The sequence below is a fragment of the Streptomyces sp. NBC_00207 genome, from assembly GCF_045160965.1.
In the GTDB taxonomy this organism is placed as follows: Bacteria; Actinomycetota; Actinomycetes; order Streptomycetales; family Streptomycetaceae; genus Streptomyces.
This window is the reverse complement of record NZ_CP130715.1, coordinates 2,350,559-2,372,382: the sequence shown is the minus strand read 5'-3', so window position 1 is coordinate 2,372,382 and position 21,824 is coordinate 2,350,559. Positions and strand designations below refer to the sequence as shown.

20 protein-coding genes are annotated in these 21,824 nt (G+C 71.8%); 19 read left to right on the top strand and 1 reads right to left on the bottom strand.

Going from position 1 to position 21,824, the window contains the following annotated elements; all coding sequences use genetic code 11:
• Window positions 1-2: 2 nt before the first annotated feature.
• The 12 genes from OG472_RS11350 (at window position 3) to OG472_RS11295 (ending at window position 14,908) form a co-directional block, all read left to right on the top strand.
• A complete protein-coding gene (locus OG472_RS11350; RefSeq protein ID WP_401609405.1) occupies window positions 3-1,316 on the top strand; it encodes a dihydroorotase in 1,314 nt (437 codons plus the stop codon).
• Complete coding sequence (locus OG472_RS11345; RefSeq protein ID WP_401609408.1) at window positions 1,313-1,894, top strand: hypothetical protein; 582 nt, start codon at window positions 1,313-1,315, stop codon at window positions 1,892-1,894. The genes OG472_RS11350 and OG472_RS11345 overlap by 4 nt, the downstream gene beginning before the upstream one ends.
• Window positions 1,891-3,039 carry a glutamine-hydrolyzing carbamoyl-phosphate synthase small subunit gene (gene carA, locus OG472_RS11340; RefSeq protein WP_401609411.1) on the top strand — a complete coding sequence of 383 codons (1,149 nt, stop codon included), beginning with the start codon at window positions 1,891-1,893 and terminating at the stop codon, window positions 3,037-3,039. The genes OG472_RS11345 and carA overlap by 4 nt, the downstream gene beginning before the upstream one ends.
• On the top strand, window positions 3,032-6,340 hold the full coding sequence (carB, locus tag OG472_RS11335; RefSeq protein WP_401609414.1) for a carbamoyl-phosphate synthase large subunit: 3,309 nt from the start codon (window positions 3,032-3,034) through the stop codon (window positions 6,338-6,340). Before carA ends, carB begins: the two co-directional genes overlap by 8 nt.
• Window positions 6,341-6,439: 99 nt before the next feature.
• Window positions 6,440-7,549: a quinone-dependent dihydroorotate dehydrogenase gene (locus tag OG472_RS11330; RefSeq protein ID WP_401609417.1), complete on the top strand. Its 1,110-nt coding sequence runs from the start codon at window positions 6,440-6,442 to the stop codon at window positions 7,547-7,549.
• The gene (gene pyrF, locus OG472_RS11325; RefSeq protein ID WP_401609419.1) at window positions 7,546-8,388 is read left to right on the top strand and encodes an orotidine-5'-phosphate decarboxylase; all 843 of its coding nucleotides are present in this window, start codon (window positions 7,546-7,548) and stop codon (window positions 8,386-8,388) included. Before OG472_RS11330 ends, pyrF begins: the two co-directional genes overlap by 4 nt.
• A gap of 304 nt (window positions 8,389-8,692) precedes the next feature.
• A complete protein-coding gene (locus tag OG472_RS11320) occupies window positions 8,693-9,016 on the top strand; it encodes an integration host factor (RefSeq protein WP_030008746.1) in 324 nt (107 codons plus the stop codon).
• Window positions 9,017-9,077: 61 nt separating this feature from the next.
• On the top strand, window positions 9,078-9,641 hold the full coding sequence (gmk, locus tag OG472_RS11315; RefSeq protein WP_361764747.1) for a guanylate kinase: 564 nt from the start codon (window positions 9,078-9,080) through the stop codon (window positions 9,639-9,641).
• Window positions 9,642-9,716: 75 nt separating this feature from the next.
• Complete coding sequence (gene rpoZ / locus OG472_RS11310; protein ID WP_004948662.1) at window positions 9,717-9,989, top strand: DNA-directed RNA polymerase subunit omega; 273 nt, start codon at window positions 9,717-9,719, stop codon at window positions 9,987-9,989.
• 107 nt (window positions 9,990-10,096) lie between these two features.
• Entirely contained in the window at window positions 10,097-11,311 is a 1,215-nt protein-coding gene (gene coaBC, locus OG472_RS11305) for a bifunctional phosphopantothenoylcysteine decarboxylase/phosphopantothenate--cysteine ligase CoaBC (RefSeq protein WP_401609422.1), read from the top strand.
• A gap of 196 nt (window positions 11,312-11,507) precedes the next feature.
• Complete coding sequence (metK, locus tag OG472_RS11300) at window positions 11,508-12,716, top strand: methionine adenosyltransferase (protein WP_079404387.1); 1,209 nt, start codon at window positions 11,508-11,510, stop codon at window positions 12,714-12,716.
• A 53-nt stretch (window positions 12,717-12,769) separates the two neighbouring features.
• The gene (locus OG472_RS11295; protein ID WP_405941373.1) at window positions 12,770-14,908 is read left to right on the top strand and encodes a primosomal protein N'; all 2,139 of its coding nucleotides are present in this window, start codon (window positions 12,770-12,772) and stop codon (window positions 14,906-14,908) included.
• 157 nt (window positions 14,909-15,065) lie between these two features.
• Here the strand turns inward: OG472_RS11295 and OG472_RS11290 are convergent, their stop codons facing one another.
• Window positions 15,066-15,614, bottom strand: coding sequence for a hypothetical protein (locus OG472_RS11290; protein WP_383574289.1), 549 nt, complete (start codon window positions 15,612-15,614; stop codon window positions 15,066-15,068).
• Window positions 15,615-15,922: 308 nt separating this feature from the next.
• On the opposite strand from OG472_RS11290, the gene fmt reads away from it, so the two are divergent.
• The 7 genes from fmt to OG472_RS11255 all read left to right on the top strand — a co-directional run bounded on the left by fmt (window position 15,923) and on the right by OG472_RS11255 (window position 21,702).
• Window positions 15,923-16,867: a methionyl-tRNA formyltransferase gene (fmt, locus tag OG472_RS11285; protein ID WP_405941372.1), complete on the top strand. Its 945-nt coding sequence runs from the start codon at window positions 15,923-15,925 to the stop codon at window positions 16,865-16,867.
• 140 nt (window positions 16,868-17,007) lie between these two features.
• A complete protein-coding gene (locus OG472_RS11280) occupies window positions 17,008-18,468 on the top strand; it encodes an RsmB/NOP family class I SAM-dependent RNA methyltransferase (RefSeq protein WP_401609430.1) in 1,461 nt (486 codons plus the stop codon).
• A gap of 146 nt (window positions 18,469-18,614) precedes the next feature.
• Entirely contained in the window at window positions 18,615-19,301 is a 687-nt protein-coding gene (gene rpe, locus OG472_RS11275) for a ribulose-phosphate 3-epimerase (RefSeq protein ID WP_401609432.1), read from the top strand.
• Between the two features lie 91 nt (window positions 19,302-19,392).
• Complete coding sequence (locus tag OG472_RS11270) at window positions 19,393-20,442, top strand: sugar-binding domain-containing protein (RefSeq protein WP_361764715.1); 1,050 nt, start codon at window positions 19,393-19,395, stop codon at window positions 20,440-20,442.
• A gap of 102 nt (window positions 20,443-20,544) precedes the next feature.
• Window positions 20,545-20,766, top strand: coding sequence for a CarD family transcriptional regulator (locus OG472_RS11265; protein WP_189740325.1), 222 nt, complete (start codon window positions 20,545-20,547; stop codon window positions 20,764-20,766).
• A gap of 49 nt (window positions 20,767-20,815) precedes the next feature.
• Window positions 20,816-21,280, top strand: a complete 465-nt coding sequence (locus OG472_RS11260; RefSeq protein WP_401609435.1) for a ribonuclease domain-containing protein — start codon at window positions 20,816-20,818, stop codon at window positions 21,278-21,280.
• Window positions 21,277-21,702: a barstar family protein gene (locus OG472_RS11255; protein ID WP_401609437.1), complete on the top strand. Its 426-nt coding sequence runs from the start codon at window positions 21,277-21,279 to the stop codon at window positions 21,700-21,702. The genes OG472_RS11260 and OG472_RS11255 overlap by 4 nt, the downstream gene beginning before the upstream one ends.
• The last annotated feature ends 122 nt before the right edge of the window (window positions 21,703-21,824 follow it).

The following is a 21,824-nucleotide window of genomic DNA, read 5'->3' as shown; positions in this document are numbered from 1 at the left end:
CCATGAGCAAGATCCTTATCCGTGGCGCGAAGGTACTCGGCGGCGAGGCGCAGGACGTCTTGATCGACGGCGAGACCATCGCCGCCACCGCCCGGCAGGGCGAAATCGACTGGAGTGGTCTGAACCTCTCCGCCGAGGACGTCCACGTCATCGAGGCGGAGGGCCAGGTCCTCCTCCCCGGCCTCGTCGACCTGCACACCCACCTGCGCGAGCCCGGCCGCGAGGACTCCGAGACCGTCCTCACCGGCACCCGCGCCGCCGCCTCCGGCGGCTACACCGCCGTGTTCGCGATGGCGAACACCTTCCCGGTCGCCGACACCGCCGGCGTCGTCGAGCAGGTCTGGCGCCTGGGCAAGGAGTCCGGCTACTGCGACGTGCAGCCCATCGGCGCCGTCACCGTCGGCCTGGAGGGCAAGCAGCTCTCCGAGCTGGGCGCCATGCACGACTCCGCAGCCCGCGTCACCGTCTTCTCCGACGACGGCAAGTGCGTGGACGACGCCGTGATCATGCGCCGCGCCCTGGAGTACGTGAAGGCCTTCGGCGGCGTCGTCGCCCAGCACGCCCAGGAGCCCCGCCTCACCGAGGGCGCCCAGATGAACGAGGGCATCGTCTCCGCCGAGCTCGGCCTGGGCGGCTGGCCGGCCGTCGCCGAGGAGTCGATCATCGCCCGCGACGTCCTCCTCGCCGAGCACGTCGGATCCCGCGTCCACATCTGCCACCTCTCCACCGCCGGCTCCGTCGAGATCGTCCGCTGGGCCAAGTCCCGCGGCATCGACGTCACCGCCGAGGTCACCCCCCACCACCTCCTCCTCACCGAGGAGCTCGTGCGCTCGTACAACGCGGTCTACAAGGTCAACCCGCCGCTGCGCACCGAGCGCGACGTGCTCGCCCTGCGCGAGGCGCTCGCCGACGGCACGATCGACATCGTCGCCACCGACCACGCCCCGCACCCGCACGAGGACAAGGACTGCGAGTGGGCCGCCGCCGCCATGGGCATGGTCGGCCTGGAGACCGCGCTCTCCGTCGTCCAGCAGACGATGGTGGAGACCGGACTGCTCGACTGGGCGGGCGTCGCCGAGCGGATGTCCTTCGCCCCGGCGCGCATCGGCAGCCTGGAGAACCACGGCCGTCCCGTCTCGGCAGGTGAACCCGCGAACCTGACCTTGGTCGATACCTCGTACCGTGGTGTCGTGGACCCCGCACACTTCGCCTCCCGCAGCCGCAACACGCCTTACGAGGGCCGTGAGCTGCCGGGGCGCGTCACTCACACCTTCCTGCGGGGCCGGGCAACGGTCGTGGACGGGAAACTGGCGTGACACCTGCAGTAATCCAACTGGCCGCCGAGGCCGCCGAACGACAGTCGGCGGAGGTGACCAGCTTCGGTGCCCGCATGGCGTGGGTGATCGGCCTGATCGTCTTCATCGCGTTCGTGTACTGGCTGATGCGGCAGGGCTGGAAATGGCGCGGCGCTCTGCAGAACGATCTGCCGGAGCTGCCCGCCGCCCCCGACGGTCTTCCCGAGCACCGGCTGGCCCTGACCGGCCGGTACCACGGGTCCACCACCGCCGGGCAGTGGCTCGACCGGATCGTCGCCCATGGTCTGGGCCTGCGCAGCCGGGTCGAGCTCACGCTCACCGATGCGGGCCTCGATGTGGTCCGACCGGGGGCCAACGACTTCTTCGTACCGGCCGCGCAGCTGCGCGGCGCCCGCCTCGACAAGGGAATCGCGGGCAAGGTACTCACCGAGGGCGGTCTGCTCGTCGTCACCTGGGCGCACGGCGACAAGCTGATCGACTCCGGATTCCGCTCCGACCGCGCGGCCGAACACGCCGCCTGGGTCGAAGCCATCAATCTCATGAACTCATCCATCACGACGGAAGGCGCCGAACGATGACGACCTCCACCAGGGGAGCAGCCAAAGCTCCCGCCGTACTCGTCCTGGAGGACGGTCGGATCTTCCGCGGCCGTGCCTACGGCGCTGTGGGGGAGACCTTCGGCGAGGCCGTGTTCTCCACCGGCATGACCGGATACCAGGAGACCCTCACCGACCCGTCGTACCACCGGCAGGTCGTCGTGATGACCGCCCCGCACGTGGGCAACACCGGCGTCAACGACGAGGACCCCGAGTCCTCCCGCATCTGGGTGGCCGGCTACGTCGTGCGCGACCCCGCACGCGTCCCCTCCAACTGGCGCTCGCAGCGCTCGCTGGACGAGGAGCTGGTCAAGCAGGGCGTCGTCGGCATCTGCGGCATCGACACCCGCGCCCTGACCCGCCACCTGCGCGAGCGCGGCGCCATGCGCGTCGGCATCTTCTCCGGCGACGCCTGGACGGGCATCCGCGACGAGGCCCTGCTGGCCAAGGTCCAGTCGCAGCCGCAGATGAAGGGCGCGAACCTCTCCGCCGAGGTCGCCACCAAGGAGGCGTACGTCGTCCCCGCGATCGGCGAGAAGCGCTTCACCGTCGCCGCCGTCGACCTCGGCATCAAGGGCATGACCCCGCACCGGATGGCCGAGCGCGGCATCGAGGTGCACGTGCTGCCCGCCACCGCCACCGTCGAGGACGTGTACGCGGTCAACCCGGACGGCGTGTTCTTCTCCAACGGCCCGGGCGACCCGGCCACCGCCGACGGCCCCGTCGCCGTCATGCAGGGCGTGCTGGAGCGCAAGACGCCGCTCTTCGGCATCTGCTTCGGCAACCAGATCCTGGGCCGCGCGCTCGGCTTCGGCACCTACAAGCTGAAGTACGGCCACCGCGGCATCAACCAGCCGGTGCAGGACCGCACCACCGGCAAGGTCGAGGTCACCGCGCACAACCACGGCTTCGCCGTCGACGCGCCCCTCGACAAGGTCTCGGAGACCGCCTACGGCCGCGCCGAGGTCTCCCACGTCTGCCTGAACGACCAGGTCGTCGAAGGCCTCCAGCTGCTCGACCAGCCGGCCTTCTCCGTCCAGTACCACCCCGAGGCGGCTGCCGGCCCGCACGACGCCGCGTACCTCTTCGACCGCTTCGTATCCCTGATGGAGGCCGAGCGTGCCTAAGCGCACCGATATCCAGTCCGTCCTGGTCATCGGCTCCGGCCCGATCGTCATCGGACAGGCCGCCGAGTTCGACTACTCCGGCACCCAGGCCTGCCGCATCCTCAAGGCCGAGGGCCTGCGGGTCATCCTGGTCAACTCCAACCCCGCGACGATCATGACCGACCCGGAGATCGCCGACGCCACGTACGTCGAGCCGATCACCCCCGAGTTCGTCGAGAAGATCATCGCGAAGGAGCGCCCCGACGCGCTCCTCCCGACCCTCGGCGGCCAGACCGCGCTCAACACCGCGATCTCCATGCACGAGCAGGGTGTGCTGGAGAAGTACGGCGTCGAGCTCATCGGCGCCAACGTCGAGGCCATCAACAAGGGCGAGGACCGCGACCTCTTCAAGGGCGTGGTCGAAGCCGTCAAGGCCAAGATCGGCTACGGCGAGTCCGCCCGCTCGGTCATCTGCCACTCCATGGACGACGTCATCAAGGGCGTCGACACCCTCGGCGGCTACCCCGTCGTCGTGCGCCCCTCCTTCACCATGGGCGGCGCCGGCTCCGGCTTCGCCCACGACGAGGACGAGCTGCGCCGCATCGCCGGCCAGGGCCTCACGCTCTCCCCGACCACCGAGGTGCTCCTGGAGGAGTCCATCCTCGGCTGGAAGGAGTACGAGCTGGAGCTGATGCGCGACACCAAGGACAACGTCGTCGTCGTCTGCTCCATCGAGAACTTCGACCCGATGGGCGTCCACACCGGCGACTCGATCACCGTCGCCCCGGCGATGACGCTGACCGACCGCGAGTACCAGCGGCTGCGCGACATCGGCATCGCGATCATCCGCGAGGTCGGCGTCGACACCGGCGGCTGCAACATCCAGTTCGCGATCGACCCGACCGACGGCCGCGTCATCGTCATCGAGATGAACCCGCGCGTCTCGCGCTCCTCGGCGCTCGCCTCCAAGGCCACCGGCTTCCCGATCGCCAAGATCGCCGCCAAGCTGGCCATCGGCTACACGCTCGACGAGGTCCCCAACGACATCACCGAGAAGACGCCGGCCTCCTTCGAGCCGTCCCTCGACTACGTCGTCGTCAAGGCCCCGCGCTTCGCCTTCGAGAAGTTCCCGCTCGCCGACGCCACCCTCACCACCACCATGAAGTCGGTCGGCGAGGCCATGGCCATCGGCCGCAACTTCACCGAGGCGCTCCAGAAGGCCCTGCGCTCCCTGGAGAAGAAGGGCTCGCAGTTCACCTTCGTCGGCGACCCGGGCGACAAGGACGAGCTGCTGCGCACCGCGGTCCGCCCGACCGACGGCCGCATCAACACCGTCATGCAGGCCATCCGCGCCGGCGCCACCCAGGAAGAGGTCTTCGAGTTCACGAAGATCGACCCCTGGTTCGTCGACCAGCTCTTCCTCATCAAGGAGATCGCGGACGAGCTGACGGCGGCCGACAAGCTCTACCCCGAGCTGCTCGCCGAGGCCAAGCGCCACGGCTTCTCCGACGCCCAGATCGCCGAGATCCGCGGCCTGCGCGAGGACGTCGTCCGCGAGGTCCGGCACGCCCTCGGCGTCCGCCCGGTCTACAAGACGGTCGACACCTGCGCCGCCGAGTTCGCCGCGAAGACCCCGTACTTCTACTCCTCGTACGACGAGGAGTCCGAGGTCGCGCCGCGCACCAAGCCCGCGGTCATCATCCTGGGCTCCGGCCCGAACCGCATCGGCCAGGGCATCGAGTTCGACTACTCCTGCGTCCACGCCTCCTTCGCGCTCAGCGACGCCGGCTACGAGACCGTGATGGTCAACTGCAACCCGGAGACCGTCTCCACCGACTACGACACCTCCGACCGCCTGTACTTCGAGCCGCTGACGCTCGAGGACGTGCTGGAGATCGTCCACGCCGAGTCGCTGGCCGGCCCCATCGCCGGTGTCATCGTCCAGCTCGGCGGCCAGACCCCCCTGGGTCTCGCCCAGGCGCTCAAGGACAACGGCGTGCCCGTCGTCGGCACCTCGCCCGAGGCCATCCACGCCGCCGAGGACCGCGGCGCCTTCGGACAGGTCCTCGCCGAGGCGGGCCTGCCGGCCCCCAAGCACGGCACCGCCACCACCTTCACGGGTGCGAAGGCCATCGCCGACGAGATCGGCTACCCGGTCCTCGTCCGCCCGTCCTACGTGCTCGGTGGCCGCGGCATGGAGATCGTCTACGACGAGGCCCGGCTGGAGTCGTACATCGCCGAGTCCACCGAGATCTCCCCGACCCGCCCCGTGCTGGTCGACCGCTTCCTCGACGACGCGATCGAGATCGACGTCGACGCCCTCTACGACGGCCACGAGCTCTACCTCGGCGGCGTCATGGAGCACATCGAGGAAGCCGGCATCCACTCCGGCGACTCTGCCTGCGCGCTGCCCCCGATCACCCTCGGCGGCTACGACATCAAGCGCCTGCGCGCCTCCACCGAGGCCATCGCCAAGGGCGTCGGCGTCCGCGGCCTGATCAACATCCAGTTCGCGATGGCGGGCGACATCCTCTACGTCCTGGAGGCCAACCCGCGCGCCTCCCGGACCGTCCCCTTCACCTCGAAGGCGACCGCCGTCCCGCTCGCGAAGGCCGCCGCCCGCATCTCGCTCGGCACCACCATCGCCGAGCTGCGCGAGGAGGGCCTGCTGCCGAAGACCGGCGACGGCGGCACCCTGCCGATCGACGCGCCGATCTCCGTCAAGGAGGCCGTCATGCCGTGGTCGCGCTTCCGCGACATCCACGGCCGCGGCGTGGACACCGTCCTCGGCCCCGAGATGCGATCCACCGGCGAGGTCATGGGCATCGACGCCGTCTTCGGCACCGCCTACGCCAAGTCGCAGGCCGGCGCCTACGGCCCGCTGCCCACCAAGGGCCGGGCGTTCATCTCCGTCGCCAACCGCGACAAGCGCTCGATGATCTTCCCGGCGCGCGAGCTCGTCGCCCACGGCTTCGAGCTGATGGCCACCTCCGGCACCGCCGAGGTGCTGCGCCGCAACGGCATCAACGCCACCGTGGTGCGCAAGCTCAGCGAGGGCGAGGGCCCGAACGGCGAGAAGACCATCGTCCAGCTGATCCACGACGGCCAGGTCGACCTGATCGTCAACACCCCGTACGGCACCGGCGGCCGCCTCGACGGCTACGAGATCCGCACCGCGGCCGTGGCCCGCAGCGTCCCCTGCCTGACCACGGTCCAGGCACTCGCCGCGGCCGTCCAGGGCATCGACGCGCTCAACCGCGGCGACGTGGGCGTGCGCTCCCTCCAGGAGCACGCGGAGCACCTGACCGCGGCCCGCGACTGATCAGTCCGTACAACCCGTACAGCCCGGAAACGGGAGGGGGGACACCGGTTTCACGACGGGTGTCCCCCTTTCCATGAGCGCAGAGGGATCCTCTCGACGATGTACGAACTCTTCTTCAACCTGGTCTTCAAGCGGATGGACCCCGAGAAGGCCCACTACACGGCCTTCCGCTGGATCCGCCTCGCGGCCCGCACCCCCGTGCTGCGCACCTTCGTGGCGGCCTACCTCGCCCCCCGCCACGAGGAGCTCCGCACCGAGGCCCTCGGCCTGCGCATGCACGGCCCCTTCGGCCTCGCGGCGGGCTTCGACAAGAACGCCGTGGCCATCGACGGCATGTCGATGCTTGGCTTCGACCACGTCGAGATCGGCACGGTCACGGCCGAGCCGCAGCCCGGCAACCCCAAGAAGCGGCTGTTCCGCCTCGTGCCGGACCGCGCGCTGATCAACCGCATGGGCTTCAACAACGAGGGCTCCGCGGCCGTGGCGGACCGCCTGGCGGCCCGCCGGCCCGTCTTCAAGACGGTCGTCGGCGTCAACATCGGCAAGACGAAGGTCGTGCCGGAGGAAGAGGCGGTGGCGGACTACGTCGCCTCCACCGAGCGGCTCGCCCGCCACGCCGACTACCTCGTCGTGAACGTCTCCTCGCCGAACACCCCGGGCCTGCGCAACCTCCAGGCCACCGAGTCGCTGCGGCCGCTGCTCACGGCCGTCCGGGAGGCCGCGGACCGCACCGTGACCGACCGCCGGGTCCCGCTGCTGGTCAAGATCGCCCCCGACCTGGCCGACGAGGACGTCGACGCGGTCGCCGACCTGGCCCTGGAGCTGGGCCTCGACGGCATCATCGCGACGAACACCACGATCGCGCGGGAGGGGCTCGGCCTGAAGTCCTCCCCGTCCCTCGTGAAGGAGACCGGCGGACTGTCCGGCGCCCCGGTCAAGGAGCGCTCGCTGGAGGTCCTGCGCCGCCTGTACGCCCGTGTGGGGGACCGGCTGGTCCTGGTCGGGGTCGGCGGCATCGAGAACGCCGAGGACGCCTGGCAGCGGATCCTGGCCGGCGCCACGCTGATCCAGGGCTACAGCGCCTTCATCTACGAGGGCCCCTGCTACGCCCGCGCCATCCACAAGGGCCTGGCCGCGCGCCTGGCCGTCAGCCCGTACGCGACGCTCGCCGAAGCGGTGGGCGCCGAGACCCGAAAGGCCGCGAAGTGAGCCCTGTGACCCCGTTCGGCACCCGCCTGCGCCAGGCGATGGACACCCGCGGACCCCTGTGCGTGGGCATCGACCCGCACGCCGAGCTGCTGGCCCAGTGGGGCCTGTCCGACGACATCGCGGGCCTGGAGCGGTTCTCCCGCACCGTCGTGGAGGCGCTCGCGGAGTCGGTGGCGGTCTTCAAGCCGCAGGCGGCCTTCTTCGAGCGGTTCGGCTCCAGGGGCGTGGCCGTACTGGAGCAGACCGTGGCGGACGCCCGGGCGGCCGGGACCCTGGTCGTCATGGACGCCAAGCGGGGCGACATCGGCTCGACCATGGCCGCGTACGCCTCTGCTTTCCTCGACCCGGCCTCGCCGCTGTTCTCGGACGCGCTGACGGTCTCCCCCTACCTGGGCTACGGCTCGCTGAAGCCCGCGGTGGACCTGGCCCGCGCCTCGGGGGCCGGCCTGTTCGTGCTCGCCCTGACTTCGAACCCGGAGGGCGCGGAGGTCCAGCGGGCGGTCCGGGAGGACGGCCGGACCATCGGCGCGACGATGCTGGCGCACCTGGCGGCGGAGAACGCGGACGCCGCTCCGATGGGGTCCTTCGGCGCGGTGGTCGGTGCCACGCTGGGCGACCTGTCCTCCTTCGACCTGGACATCAACGGGCCGCTGCTGGCCCCCGGCATCGGCGCGCAGGGCGCGACGGCGGCGGATCTGCCGGCGGTGTTCGGCAAGGCCGTGCGCAACGTCGTCCCGAACGTGTCGCGGGGCGTCCTGAAGCACGGCCCGGACGTCACGGCGCTGCGCGACTCCGCGCGCCGGTTCGCCGACGAGATCGGCGAGGCCGTCACCGCGTAATCGACCGTCCGTGGAGGCCGCCCGCGTCTCTTGCGGCGCGGCCTCTCGCACTTCTTGGCGAAACTCGAACGCTCTTCATCGGACAAAACAGAGGTATTTTGTCCGTGATGTACGGTTCAGTGGAGGCTGACCAGGACTTTTCGTCCGTTCTCGCTGACTGGAGCGGTGTTGGCCGCTAGTCTCCGAGCAGAGTGAACGTGCAGCGAACGCGTTTCCATCGCTGTTCGGGAGCTCGCCAGGTGTGGTGCCTTCGGGCTGCCCACCGGTCCGTATCCGACAGTTCGACATCCGAGGTGACGTAGGCGTGGCTCTTCCGCCCCTTACCCCTGAACAGCGCGCAGCCGCGCTCGAAAAGGCCGCCGCGGCTCGCCGGGAGCGGGCCGAGGTCAAGAATCGACTCAAGCACTCCGGCGCCTCGCTCCAAGAGGTCATCAAGACGGGCCAGGAGAACGACGTCATCGGCAAGATGAAGGTCTCCGCCCTGCTGGAGTCTCTGCCCGGCGTGGGCAAGGTGCGCGCCAAGCAGATCATGGAGCGTCTCGGCATCTCCGAGTCCCGGCGTGTCCGAGGTCTCGGTTCCAACCAGATCGCCTCTCTGGAGCGCGAGTTCGGCAGCACCGGCGCCTAAGGCGTCGACTGAAGTTCTCCCGGCGTTCTCAGGCAGTCCCGAGAACCTGGATAATCGCTCTATGGCAGCAGAGGTTCGTCCGCGGCTGACCGTGCTCTCCGGCCCCTCAGGGGTCGGCAAGAGCACGGTCGTCGCGCATATGCGCAAGGTTCACCCCGAGGTATGGCTCTCGGTGTCGGCCACCACCCGCAAGCCGCGGCCCGGTGAGCGACACGGAGTCCACTACTTCTTCGTCAATGACGACGAGTTCGACAAGCTGATCGCCAACGGCGAGCTGCTGGAGTGGGCCGAGTTCGCGGGCAACCGCTACGGCACACCGCGCGGCGCGGTGCTGGAACGCCTGGACAGCGGCGAGCCGGTACTGCTGGAGATCGACCTCCAGGGCGCACGGCTCGTCCGCGAGTCGATGTCCGACGCCCAGCTCGTCTTCCTGGCACCGCCGAGCTGGGACGAACTGGTCCGCCGGCTCACCGGCCGCGGCACCGAATCGGCCGAGGTGATCGAGCGCCGGCTCGCCTCCGCCAAGATCGAGCTCGCTGCCGAGTCGGAGTTCGACACCACCCTGGTCAACACCTCCGTCGAGGACGTGGCGCGTGAGCTGCTAGCCTTGATGGAAGTCGTCTGATTCGTTGGTCGATTTTTCATGATCGAGCGGATCTTGATCGATTCGATCTTTCCCACATTCTTCGGAAGGTAGAGCGTGTCCTCTTCCATCACTGCGCCCGAGGGCATCATCAACCCGCCGATCGACGAGCTGCTCGAGGCCACAGACTCGAAGTACAGCCTCGTGATCTACGCGGCCAAGCGCGCGCGTCAGATCAACGCGTACTACTCGCAGCTCGGTGAGGGCCTGCTGGAGTACGTCGGCCCGCTGGTGGACACCCACGTCCACGAGAAGCCGCTTTCGATCGCGCTGCGCGAGATCAACGCGGGTCTGCTGACCTCCGAGGCCATCGAGGCCCCGGCCCAGTAAGGCGCGAGAAATCCTTTCACCACAGGCCCGGCAGAACATCTGCCGGGCCTGTGGTGTGTCATGGGGAGCGACGGTGAACGTGGACAAGGCTCGAAGGGGAGTGCGTGGTGGGTAAGCCGAAGGTCGTGCTGGGGGTCAGCGGCGGGATCGCCGCCTACAAGTCGTGCGAGCTGCTCCGCCTGCTGACCGAGTCCGGCCACGACGTGCGGGTGGTGCCGACCGCGGCCTCCCTGAACTTCGTCGGCGAGGCGACCTGGGCCGCCCTGTCCGGGAACCCGGCCTCCACCGAGGTGTGGGAGACCGTCCACGAGGTGCCGCACGTGCGCATCGGGCAGTCCGCCGACCTCGTCGTCGTCGCCCCGGCCACCGCCGACATGCTGGCGAAGGCCGCCCACGGGCTCGCCGACGACCTGCTCACGAACACGCTGCTCACCGCGCGATGTCCGGTGGTCTTCGCCCCCGCCATGCACACCGAGATGTGGGAGCACCCCGCCACCCAGGAGAACGTGGCCACCCTGCGCCGGCGCGGCGCCCTCGTCATCGAGCCCGCCGTCGGCCGGCTCACGGGCAAGGACACCGGCAAGGGGCGGCTGCCCGACCCGGCGGAGATCTACGAGGTGTGCCGCAGGGTCCTGGCGCGCGGCGTGGACGAGCCGGACCTCGTGGGGCGGCACGTGGTGATCAGTGCGGGCGGCACGCGGGAGCCGCTGGACCCGGTCCGCTTCCTCGGCAACCGCTCCTCCGGCAAGCAGGGCTACGCGCTCGCCCGTACGGCCGTCGCCCGCGGGGCCCGCGTCACCCTGGTGGCCGCCAACACCGCGCTGGCCGACCCGGCCGGGGCGGACGTCGTGCGGGTGGGGACGGCCGTGCAGCTGCGGGAGGCCGTGCTCGAGGCGGCCGCGGACGCCGACGTCGTGGTGATGGCCGCCGCCGTGGCCGACTTCCGGCCCGCCGAGTACGCGGGCGGAAAGATCAAGAAGAAGGACGGGCAGGATCCCGCGCCGGTCGCCCTCGTGCGGAATCCGGACGTTCTCGCCGAGATCTCGGCCGACCGGGCCCGGGACGGGCAGGTGGTGGTGGGGTTCGCCGCCGAGACCGACGACGTCTTGGCCAACGGCCGGGCCAAGCTCCTTCGCAAGGGATGTGATCTTCTCGTCGTGAATGAGGTCGGCGAGGCGCGAACCTTCGGTTCCGAGGAGAACGAGGCTGTCATCCTGGCCTCTGAAGGGCCGGAGATTCAGGTGCCCTATGGACCGAAGGAGGCGCTGGCTGAAGCCATTTGGGATCAGGTGGCCGTCCGGCTGCAGCCGCGACGCGCCTGAGCCGATTGCCCTTCTCCTGATCACCTCCGTGGGTCAGAATGAGGTGCCGCAGGTCACACGGCTCCCATAAGGCGAGACGGGTGGTCCCGGAAACGGTGGCGACCGATAAACTGCATAAGGAACGTGATCGGGCGCAGCCCCCGATGTGGTTCCGCCAAATGATCAGCCAGCAGCCGCTGCAACCCCAGGGAGCGTTGTGTCCCGTCGTCTGTTTACCTCGGAGTCCGTGACCGAGGGCCACCCCGACAAGATCGCTGACCAGATCAGCGACACGATCCTCGACGCGCTCCTCTCCGAGGACCCGACCTCGCGCGTGGCCGTGGAGACCCTCATCACCACCGGTCTCGTGCACATCGCCGGCGAGGTGACGACGAAGGCCTACGCGCCGATCGCGCAGCTCGTCCGGGAGAAGATCCTCGAGATCGGCTACGACTCCTCGAAGAAGGGCTTCGACGGCGCCTCCTGTGGCGTGTCGGTGTCCATCGGCGCCCAGTCCCCGGACATCGCGCAGGGTGTCGACACCGCCTACGAGAAGCGGGTCGAGGGCGACGAGGACGAGCTCGACAAGCAGGGCGCCGGCGACCAGGGCCTGATGTTCGGCTACGCCTGCGACGAGACCCCCGAGCTCATGCCGCTCCCGATCCACATCGCGCACCGGCTCTCCCGCCGGCTGTCCGAGGTCCGCAAGAATGGGACCATCCCGTACCTGCGCCCCGACGGCAAGACCCAGGTCACCATCGAGTACGACGGTGACAAGGCCGTGCGCCTGGACACCGTCGTGGTCTCCTCGCAGCACGCCTCGGACATCGACCTGGACTCGCTGCTCGCCCCGGACATCCGCGAGTTCGTCGTCGAGCACGTGCTGGCCCAGCTCGTCGAGGACGGCATCAAGCTCGACACCGAGGGCTACCGCCTGCTGGTGAACCCGACCGGCCGCTTCGAGATCGGCGGCCCGATGGGCGACGCCGGCCTGACCGGCCGCAAGATCATCATCGACACCTACGGCGGCATGGCCCGCCACGGTGGCGGCGCCTTCTCCGGCAAGGACCCGTCCAAGGTCGACCGCTCCGCCGCGTACGCGATGCGCTGGGTCGCCAAGAACGTCGTCGCCGCCGGTCTCGCCTCGCGCTGCGAGGTCCAGGTCGCGTACGCGATCGGCAAGGCCGAGCCCGTCGGTCTCTTCGTGGAGACCTTCGGCACCGCCAAGGTCGAGGTCCAGAAGATCGAGGACGCGATCGGCGAGGTCTTCGACCTGCGCCCGGCCGCGATCATCCGCGACCTGGACCTGCTGCGCCCGATCTACGCCCAGACCGCCGCCTACGGCCACTTCGGCCGTGAGCTGCCGGACTTCACCTGGGAGCGCACCGACCGCGTCGACGCCCTGCGCGCGGCCGCCGGTCTGTAAGCACCACCGCTTGTGACGAACGGCCCCGGACCCTCTGGTCCGGGGCCGTTCGCATGCCGCGGCTGTCAGTGGGGTTTGGTAAGAATGCTGATGTGAGCAGCGCGAATGATTCCCCGCCGGAGCAGCTCGCGCTGATCCGGGAGATGGTCGCCGAGGCGAAGGCCAAGGCGCCCAAGGCGAAGCCGCGCACCTGGCGGGGGGCCGCGCTCGCGGCCGAGCTGCCCGTCGCCCGGATCCTCGTCAACAAGGGCGTGCTCCACCTCGACCAGCTCTGGGACTACGCCGTCCCCGAGGAGCTCTCCGAGGCCGCGCAGCCCGGCGTCCGCGTCCGGGTCCGGTTCGGGGCCGGCTCCCACCAGGTGCACGGCGGCCGCCGCGAGGGCGGCGGCCTCATCGACGGCTTCATCGTGGAGCGCCGCGCCGAGTCCGACTACACCGGAGCCCTCGCCGCCCTCGCGCACGTGGTCTCGCCCGAGGTCGTGCTCAGCCCCGCCATGCTGGCCCTCGCCCGGGCCGTCGCCGACCGGTACGCCGGCAGCCTCGCCGACGTGCTCCAGCTCGCCCTGCCCGCACGGAGCGCCCGCGCCGAGGCCAAGCCCTCGCCGGAGCCCCTGCCCCCGCCCTCCGCGCCCGAGCCCGCCGGCTGGGAGCGGTACGGGGCGGGGCCCGCCTTCCTGCGGGCCCTGGCCACCGGCGCCGCCCCGCGCGCCGTGTGGACCGCCCTGCCCGGCCCCGGCTGGGCCGACGAACTCGCCCGCGCCATGGCCGCCACCCTGGCCTCCGGCCGCGGGGCCCTCGCCGTGGTCCCCGACGGACGTACCGCCGCCCGGGTCGACGCGGCGCTGACCGCCCTGCTCGGCGAGGGGCGGCACGCGCTGCTGACCGCCGAGTCGGGGCCGGAGAAGCGCTACCGCCAGTGGCTCGCCGTGAGCCGGGGCTCGGTGCGCGCCGTCGTCGGGACCAGGGCGGCGATGTTCGCCCCCGTACGGGACCTCGGACTGGTCGCCGTCTGGGACGACGGCGACTCCAGCCACAGCGATGACAACGCCCCCTTCCCGCACGTCCGGGAGGTGCTGGAACTGCGCGCGGTCAGCGACGGCTGCGCCTTCCTGGCCGGGAGCACGAGCTGCACGGTGGAGGCCGCGCAGCTGGTCGAGTCGGGCTGGGCCCGGCCGCTGGTCGCCAGCCGCGAGACGGTACGGGCCTGCGCGCCCCGGATCCGCACCGTGGGCGACGAACAGCTCGCCCGCGACGAGGCGGCCCGCGCCGCACGACTGCCGAGCCTGGCGTGGGAGACCGTACGGGAGGGTCTGAAGACCGGGCCCGTGCTCGTCCAGGTGCCGCGGCGGGGCTACGTGCCCCGGCTCGCCTGCGAGCGGTGCCGGACGCCCGCCCGCTGCAAGGTCTGCGCGGGCCCGCTGGAGGCCCCCGACGAGCGGGAACTGCACTGCGGGTGGTGCGGGCGGGGCGAGCCGTCCTGGCACTGCGAGGAGTGCGGCTCGTTCCGGCTGCGCGCCCAGGTGGTCGGAGCCCGGCGGACGGCCGAGGAGCTGGGCCGGGCCTTCCCGGCCGTGCCCGTACGGACTTCCGGGCGCGACCACGTCCTCGACGAGGTGCCCGACCGGCCGGCGCTGGTGGTGTGCACGCCCGGCGCCGAGCCGGTGGCGGCCGGCGCCGGGTACGCGGCCGCGCTGCTCCTCGACGGCTGGGCGATGCTGACCCGGCCCGACCTGCGGGCGGGTGAGGACGCGCTGCGGCGGTGGATCGGGGCCGCCTCGCTGGTCCGCGGGGACGGGCAGGTCGTGGTGGTCGCCGAGCCGACGCTGCGGCCGGTCCAGGCGCTCGTGCGGTGGGACCCGGTGGGCCACGCCGTACGGGAGCTCGCGGAGCGGGCCCAGCTCGGCTTCCCGCCGGTCTCGCGGATGGCGGCCGTGGCCGGGCGGGGCGAGGCGGTGGAGGCCTTCCTGGCGGGCGCCGGGCTGCCGCCGGACGCGGAGATCCTGGGGCCGGTCCCGATACCCGGGCGGCGCGGGGAGCGGTCCCCGGGGGAACGGGCGCTGGTCCGCGTCCCGCCGGGCAGCGGCGCGGCCCTGGCGACCGCCCTGAAAGCGGCGCAGGCGGCCCGGATGGCGCGGGGGGTGGCGGCGGCCGACGCGGTGCGGGTCCGCATCGACCCGCCGGACATCGGCTGACCGGACCGGCGGCGAAGGCCGCACCACGCACGCGGACACGGGAACGCCGAAGCCCCCGGCGGGAGACGCGAGGGTCATCCCGCCGGGGGCGGATTCAGGGGCGGCGAGCGGCGGCGGCCGGCCGTCGGGGGTCGGCGTCCCGGCGGCGGGACACGGGTCAGCCGTTGCGCGGACCGGGGAATGCGGGGGAGCGGGGAGCCTCCCCGAGCGAGCGGCCCGGGGCTCCGCCGGCCGCGGCCTGGGCCTCCTCGCGCACCGGCTGCGGCGGCACCGAGCGGGCGGCCGGCACGGTGGGCAGCGGCCCCAGGGGCCGGGCGGCCGTCCCCTCGGCCAGCGGCTCCGCGGACTCGGCGGACTGCGCCCGCCGGGCACCGTAACGGCGGTGCACGGCCTGCTTGGTGACGCCGAGCGCCGAGCCGACCGCGTCCCATGAGAAACCGAGCGAGCGGTCGAAGTCCACGGCGGCGGTGACCAGCGTCTCCACGCTGTCCCGCAGCTCCTGCGCGAGGCGGACGGTGGGCGCGGGTGCCCGGCCGTAGACGACGAAGCCCGTGGAGGGACCGGAGCGGCGCGGGCGGTACACGTTGCCGAGCTGGGCGGTGAGCGTACGCAGAGCATCCACCTGCCGGCGAACCCGCTCGATGTCCCGTACCAGGAGGTGCAGGCTGGCCCGGGCTTGGGCGTCGTGGGTGGCGTGGTCGGCCATGAAGAAGCCTCTCGAACCGGTGCTGAAGGGCGGATCGGGCCGCAGACACCGTTCACACGCGGCCCGTTTTGGTCAATCTCTCTTGACCAACGCGTCACCCGGCGCCCAGGTCACGCTGTGGGGGCGTGTCGGCATATGCGAGGGGCGCGTGTGTCTGCGTACGCCCCCTCGGCGCCGCAGGCGGGCCCTGGTGGGGCATCCGGCGGAACCGGGCCGGACGGCCCACGGACGGCCGCCGGATCGCCCGTTGGCCCATGCCCCATAGACTGGTGCGCTGCTGACAGCCGAGATTGCGAGGTAGGACACCAGTGAAGCTCGTCTTCGCAGGCACCCCCGAGGTCGCCGTACCCGCCCTGGACGCCCTGATCGCCTCCGGGCGGCACGAGGTCGCCGCCGTCGTCACCCGGCCCGACGCGCCGGCAGGCCGCGGCCGCAGGCTCGTCGCCAGCCCGGTCGCCGAGCGCGCCGAGGAGGCCGGCATCGAGGTCCTCAAGCCCGCCCGGCCCCGCGACCCCGACTTCCAGGCCCGGCTGCGCGAGATCGCCCCGGACTGCTGCCCCGTCGTCGCCTACGGAGCCCTGCTCCCCAAGAGCGCCCTCGACATCCCCAAGCACGGATGGGTCAACCTGCACTTCTCGCTGCTGCCCGCCTGGCGCGGCGCCGCGCCCGTCCAGCACTCGATCATGGCGGGCGACCAGCTCACCGGTGCCTCCACCTTCCTCATCGAGGAAGGCCTGGACTCCGGCCCGGTCTACGGCATCCTCACCGAGGAGATCCGCCCCACCGACACCAGCGGCGACCTGCTCACGCGGCTGGCCTTCGCCGGCTCGGGGCTGCTCGCCGCCACCATGGACGGCATCGAGGACGGCACCCTGCGCGCCGTCGCACAGCCCCACGACGGCCTCTCCCTCGCGCCCAAGATCACCGTGGAGGACGCCCGGATCGACTGGACGGCGCCCGCGATGCGCGCCGACCGCGTGGTGCGCGGCTGCACTCCGGCGCCGGGAGCCTGGACCGTCTTCCGCGGGGAGCGGCTCAAGCTGATCTCGGTGGGTCTGGTTGCCGACCGCACCGACCTGGCGCCGGGCGAGCTGGCCCCGGCCAAGAACCACGTCCACGTCGGCACCGGCTCGCACGCCGTGGAACTGCTGTGGGTGCAGCCCCAGGGCAAGAAGCCGATGCGCGGCGCCGACTGGGCCCGCGGGGTGCGGATCGCGCCCGGCGAGCGGCTCGGCGGGGCCGACGTAGGCTGAATCCAGCCGAGCCGAATCCAGCCGGGCCGTCCGCGGCGGCGCGGGCCCGGCACCCGACGGATCGCCGCCCCGCCGGGGCGGCGCCCGCCGCCCTTTCACGTCATGACCGCAGCACCTCGTAAACCCGGAGCACCTTTCACGTGAGCGAACAGCCCCGTCCCCGTCGCAACCCCGCAGGCCAGCGGCAGGCCAAGCCGTACCGGCGGCCCCAGAAGGACCCCGTCCGGATGCTGGCCTTCGAGGTGCTGCGGGCGGTGGACGAGCGCGACGCCTACGCGAACCTCGTGCTGCCGCCGCTGCTGAAGAAGGCCCGCCAGGACGAGAGCTTCCAGGCGCGCGACGCGGCACTGGCCACCGAGCTGGTCTACGGGACGCTCCGCCGCCAGGGCACCTACGACGCCGTCATCAAGGCGTGCATCGACCGGCCGCTGCGGGAGGTGGACCCGCCGGTGCTCGACGTGCTCTCGCTCGGCGCGCACCAGCTGCTCGGCACCCGGATCCCCACGCACGCGGCGGTCTCCGCGAGCGTGGAGCTGGCCCGGGTGGTACTCGGGGACGGGCGCGCCAAGTTCGTGAACGCCGTGCTGCGGAAGATCGCCGCGCACGATCTCGACGGCTGGCTGGAGCGGGTCGCGCCGCCGTACGAGGACGACGCCGAGGAGCACCTCGCCGTCTACCACTCGCACCCCAGGTGGGTCGTCAGCGCCCTGTGGGACGCGCTGGGCGGCGGGCGCGCCGGGATCGAGGACCTGCTCGAGGCCGACAACGAGCGGCCCGAGGTGACGCTGGTCGCGCGGCCCGGCCGGTCCACCCCCGAGGAGCTGCTGGAGGCGGTCGGCGAGGAGTCGGCGCTGCCCGGGCGCTGGTCGCCGTACGCCGTCCGGATGGCCGAGGGTGGTGAGCCGGGCGCGCTGGAGGCGGTGCGCGAGGGCCGCGCCGGTGTGCAGGACGAGGGCAGCCAGCTGGTGGCGATGGCCCTGGCGGCCGTGCCGGTCGAGGGCAGCGACGAGCGCTGGCTCGACGGGTGCGCGGGTCCCGGCGGCAAGGCGGCGCTGCTCGCCGCGCTCGCGGCGCAGCGCGGCGCGTTCCTGCTCGCCTCGGAGAAGCAGCCGCACCGGGCGCGGCTCGTGGAGCGCGCCCTCGCGGGCAACCCCGGCCCCTACCAGGTGATCGCGGCGGACGGCACCCGGCCGCCGTGGCGTCCGGGCTCCTTCGACCGCGTCCTGATGGACGTCCCGTGCACGGGCCTGGGCGCGCTGCGCCGTCGCCCGGAGGCTCGCTGGCGGCGTCGCCCGCAGGACCTGGAGGGCTTCGCGCCGCTCCAGCGCGGGCTGCTGCGGGAGGCGCTGTCGGCGGTCCGGGTGGGCGGCGTCGTGGGCTACGCGACGTGCTCGCCGCACCTGGCGGAGACCCGGGTCGTCGTGGACGACGTCCTGAAGGGGCGCGGCGCGGGCGCGTCGCCGGTGTCCGCGGAACTGATCGACGCGAGGCCGTTCATGGCGGGCGTGCCGGCCCTCGGCGACGGCCCCGACGTCCAGCTGTGGCCCCATCTGCACGGAACGGACGCGATGTACCTGGCACTGCTGAGGCGCACGGCGTAGCGGAGGCCGGCGGGACAGGGGGTCCTGATCCCGCCGATCTCGAAGGACAGGTGAAATGTTCTTGTCGATCACTTAAGCGCTGCTACGCCCGTCCCGACTTGCGGGGTCGTGGCCGGAACCGGCTGCAGGCATGGCAGGCTTGGGGCATGGCCGCGCAGATTTATCCCAGCATCCTGTCCGCCGACTTCGCCCGACTCGCCGAGGAGGCGAAGGCCGTCGAGGGGGCCGACTGGCTGCATGTCGACGTCATGGACAACCACTTCGTCCCGAACCTCACCCTCGGCATGCCCATCGTGGAGTCCTTGAGCCGGGCCACGGACATCCCGCTGGACCTCCACCTGATGATCGAGAACCCGGACCGCTGGGCCCCGCAGTACGTGGAGGCCGGTGCGGGTTCGGTCACCTTCCACGCCGAGGCCGCGGCGGCGCCCGTACGCCTCGCGCGGGAGATCCGGGCGAAGGGGGCGCGGGCGTCGATGGCGCTCAAGCCCGCGACGCCCATCGAACAGTACGAGGACATCCTTCCCGAGCTCGACATGCTGCTGATCATGACGGTCGAGCCCGGCTTCGGCGGCCAGCCCTTTCTCGACATCATGCTCCCCAAGATCCGCCGGACCCGGGAGCTGATCTCCAAGCACGGTCTGGAGCTGTGGCTGCAGGTCGACGGCGGGGTCTCGGCCTCGACCATCGAACGCTGTGCCGAGGCCGGCGCCGACGTCTTCGTCGCGGGCAGCGCGGTCTACGGCGCGGTCGATCCGGCCGCCGCCGTGCGCACGCTGCGTGACCAGGCGGGTGCGGCGATCTCCGCCGCGCCGTGGGCTTGCGACCACTGAGCCAAGGGTTGATGAACAGCTCGGTGAACGGGAGCTGTCCAGGCTGATCAACGGCCGTCGGATCTGACAGGATGAACGGCGAGTCGAGAGTGTGAACAGCAGTGAGGAGAACGCGGTGTCTGCAATGTCGGCGGGACGGTCAGCCCTGCGGATGGGACCCGCGGAGCTGGTGCAGGCGGCGGCCATGGCGCGCCGTTTCTACCTCGAGGGCAAATCCAAGATCCAGATCGCCGAGGAGTTCGGCGTGAGCCGCTTCAAGGTGGCCAGGGTCCTGGAGACCGCCCTGGAGCGTGACCTCGTACGGATCGAGATCCGGGTACCGGCCGAACTCGACGCGGAGCGTTCGGATGCGCTCAGGGCCCGGTACGGGCTCCGGCACGCCGTCGTGGTGGAGTCGCCCGCCGACGCCACCGAGGACGCGCCCGACCCGGAGAACCTGGGCGCGGTCGCCGCCGACCTGCTGGGCGAACTGGTCAACGAGGGCGACGTACTGGGCCTGGCGTGGGGGCGGTCGACCATTCACATGGCCGCCTCCCTGCACCGGCTGCCGCAGTGCACCGTCGTCCAGCTGACCGGCGTCTACGACGCGGGGACCGCCGAGCGCGGCTCGGTCGAGGCCGTGCGCAGGGCCGCCCAGGTCTCGGGGGGCGACGCGCACCCGATCTACGCGCCGATGCTGCTGCCCGATCCCGCGACCGCGGCCGCGCTGCGCAACCAGACCGGGATCGCGCGGGCCTTCGAGTACTTCGACAAGGTGACGGTCGCGGCCGTCTCCATCGGCTCGTGGGAGACGGGCATCTCCACCGTCCACGACATGCTGACGGACGAGGAGCGGGCCCACTACGCCTCGCTGGGCGTCGCGGCCGAGATGTCCGCCCACCTGTTCGACTCGGAGGGCCGGCGGGTCGGCCGGGACCTCGGCGAGCGGTGCATCACCGTCGAGGCGGACCGGCTGCGGCGGATCCCGGAGGTCGTGGCGATCGCGGGCGGGCTGCGCAAGGCCTCCGCGATCGGGGCGGTGCTCCGGTCCGGGCTGGTGACCAGCCTCGTCACCGACACGGCCGTCGCCGACTACCTGCTGACCGAGTCGGCGCCCGGGCTGCGGCCGGCGCTGGACCGGGCCGATCCCGACGACCTGTAGCGGCGGATCTGCGCTTCACCGCCAGGGCTGGTGCGGATGGTGCCGGAATTGAGATCCGAACGGCGGACCGCGCGGCGGCCTGCTGGGCGCATACTGGTTCCAATGACAAAGTCAGCAGTACCTCGCCGCCATTTGCCGTCCAGCCCGTTCAAGGCCCCCGTGGAACAGCCCATCCGGCAGTTCAGCGTCGGCGACCGGGTCACTCACGATGAGCACGGCCTCGGCCGTGTCGTCGGAATCGAGGAGGGGATCGCTGTTCTCGTCGACTTCGGTTCGGTCCAGAAGCGCATCCTGAGTCCGTACACCAAGATGGCCGCACTCTGAGGCCACCGGGCGATTCGCGAGCGAATCGGATATTTGGCACGATCGGTGCATGATCTTTCGGAACGTGCCCCGATCGTTGCTGCGTTTGCTGGGGGCCGCGTTCCTCTGTGCCGCGCTGGTCGGCGCGGTGGGCTGTGGCGGGCAGAAGCCCGCGCCCGCCGCCGCCAGCGCCAACGCCAGTACCAATGCCCGCGGCGCCAGTCCCGGCAGTAGTACCGCTCCCGCGTGGGCGAAGGGCATGGCCGTCGTACGGGCCGACGCGCTGCCGCAGCAGGCACGTGACGTGCTCGCGCTCATCGACAAGGGCGGGCCGTATCCGTACCGGCAGGACGACGCCGTCTTCGGGAACTTCGAGAAGATCCTTCCCAGGCAGAAGCGCGGCTACTACCACGAGTTCACGGTGCGGACCCCGGGGGAACGGGACCGCGGGGCCCGGCGGATCGTGACGGGTGAGGGTGGGGAGTTCTTCTACACGGACGACCACTACGACACCTTCAAGGCGGTTCTCCGATGACCCTGGACCCGCAGCCGCTCGCCCCCGCGCTCGCGGCGGCCGACGCCGCCGGCTGGACGACCGTACGGCTGGACCTGGACGGCGTACGGGGCAAGGCGGAGCTGATGCGGCGCTGCGGGGTCGCCTTGCGGCTGCCGGAGTGGGTCGGCGGGAACTGGGACGCGCTCGCGGACGCGATGCGGGACCTGTCGTGGCTGCCGGGTGCCGCGGGGCGGCTGGTGGCCGTGACCTCGTGGCGTGGCTATGCCGCTGCGCGCCCCGGCGAGTGGGAGACGTTGGTGGAGGTGCTGGAGGAGGCCGTGGACTTCTGGCGGGAGCAGGAGGGCGGGCCGGGGCTGACGGTGCTGCTGGCCGAGGCCGGGCCCGGGTCGGCTGCCGGGGCTCCGCCCCGGACCCCGCGCCTCAAACGCCGGCGGGGCTGAAAGATCGGGGCTCCGCCCCGGACCCCTGCGCCTCAAACGCCGGCGGGGCTGAGGTGTGCCGGCGGGGCTGGGGTGTGCCGGCGGGGCTGGAAGTGGGAAGACCCGGAGCTTCGCTCCGGGTC

Coding starts and splice junctions, on each gene's coding strand:
- OG472_RS11350 (WP_401609405.1), top strand. CDS start 3: ATGAGCAAGATCCTTATCCGTGGCGCGAAGGTACTCGGCGGCGAGGCG.
- carA (WP_401609411.1), top strand. CDS start 1,891: ATGACGACCTCCACCAGGGGAGCAGCCAAAGCTCCCGCCGTACTCGTC.
- OG472_RS11330 (WP_401609417.1), top strand. CDS start 6,440: ATGTACGAACTCTTCTTCAACCTGGTCTTCAAGCGGATGGACCCCGAG.
- gmk (WP_361764747.1), top strand. CDS start 9,078: ATGGCAGCAGAGGTTCGTCCGCGGCTGACCGTGCTCTCCGGCCCCTCA.
- OG472_RS11295 (WP_405941373.1), top strand. CDS start 12,770: ATGCCGCGGCTGTCAGTGGGGTTTGGTAAGAATGCTGATGTGAGCAGC.
- OG472_RS11290 (WP_383574289.1), bottom strand. CDS start 15,614: ATGGCCGACCACGCCACCCACGACGCCCAAGCCCGGGCCAGCCTGCAC.
- rpe (WP_401609432.1), top strand. CDS start 18,615: ATGGCCGCGCAGATTTATCCCAGCATCCTGTCCGCCGACTTCGCCCGA.
- OG472_RS11265 (WP_189740325.1), top strand. CDS start 20,545: ATGACAAAGTCAGCAGTACCTCGCCGCCATTTGCCGTCCAGCCCGTTC.
- OG472_RS11260 (WP_401609435.1), top strand. CDS start 20,816: ATGATCTTTCGGAACGTGCCCCGATCGTTGCTGCGTTTGCTGGGGGCC.
- OG472_RS11255 (WP_401609437.1), top strand. CDS start 21,277: ATGACCCTGGACCCGCAGCCGCTCGCCCCCGCGCTCGCGGCGGCCGAC.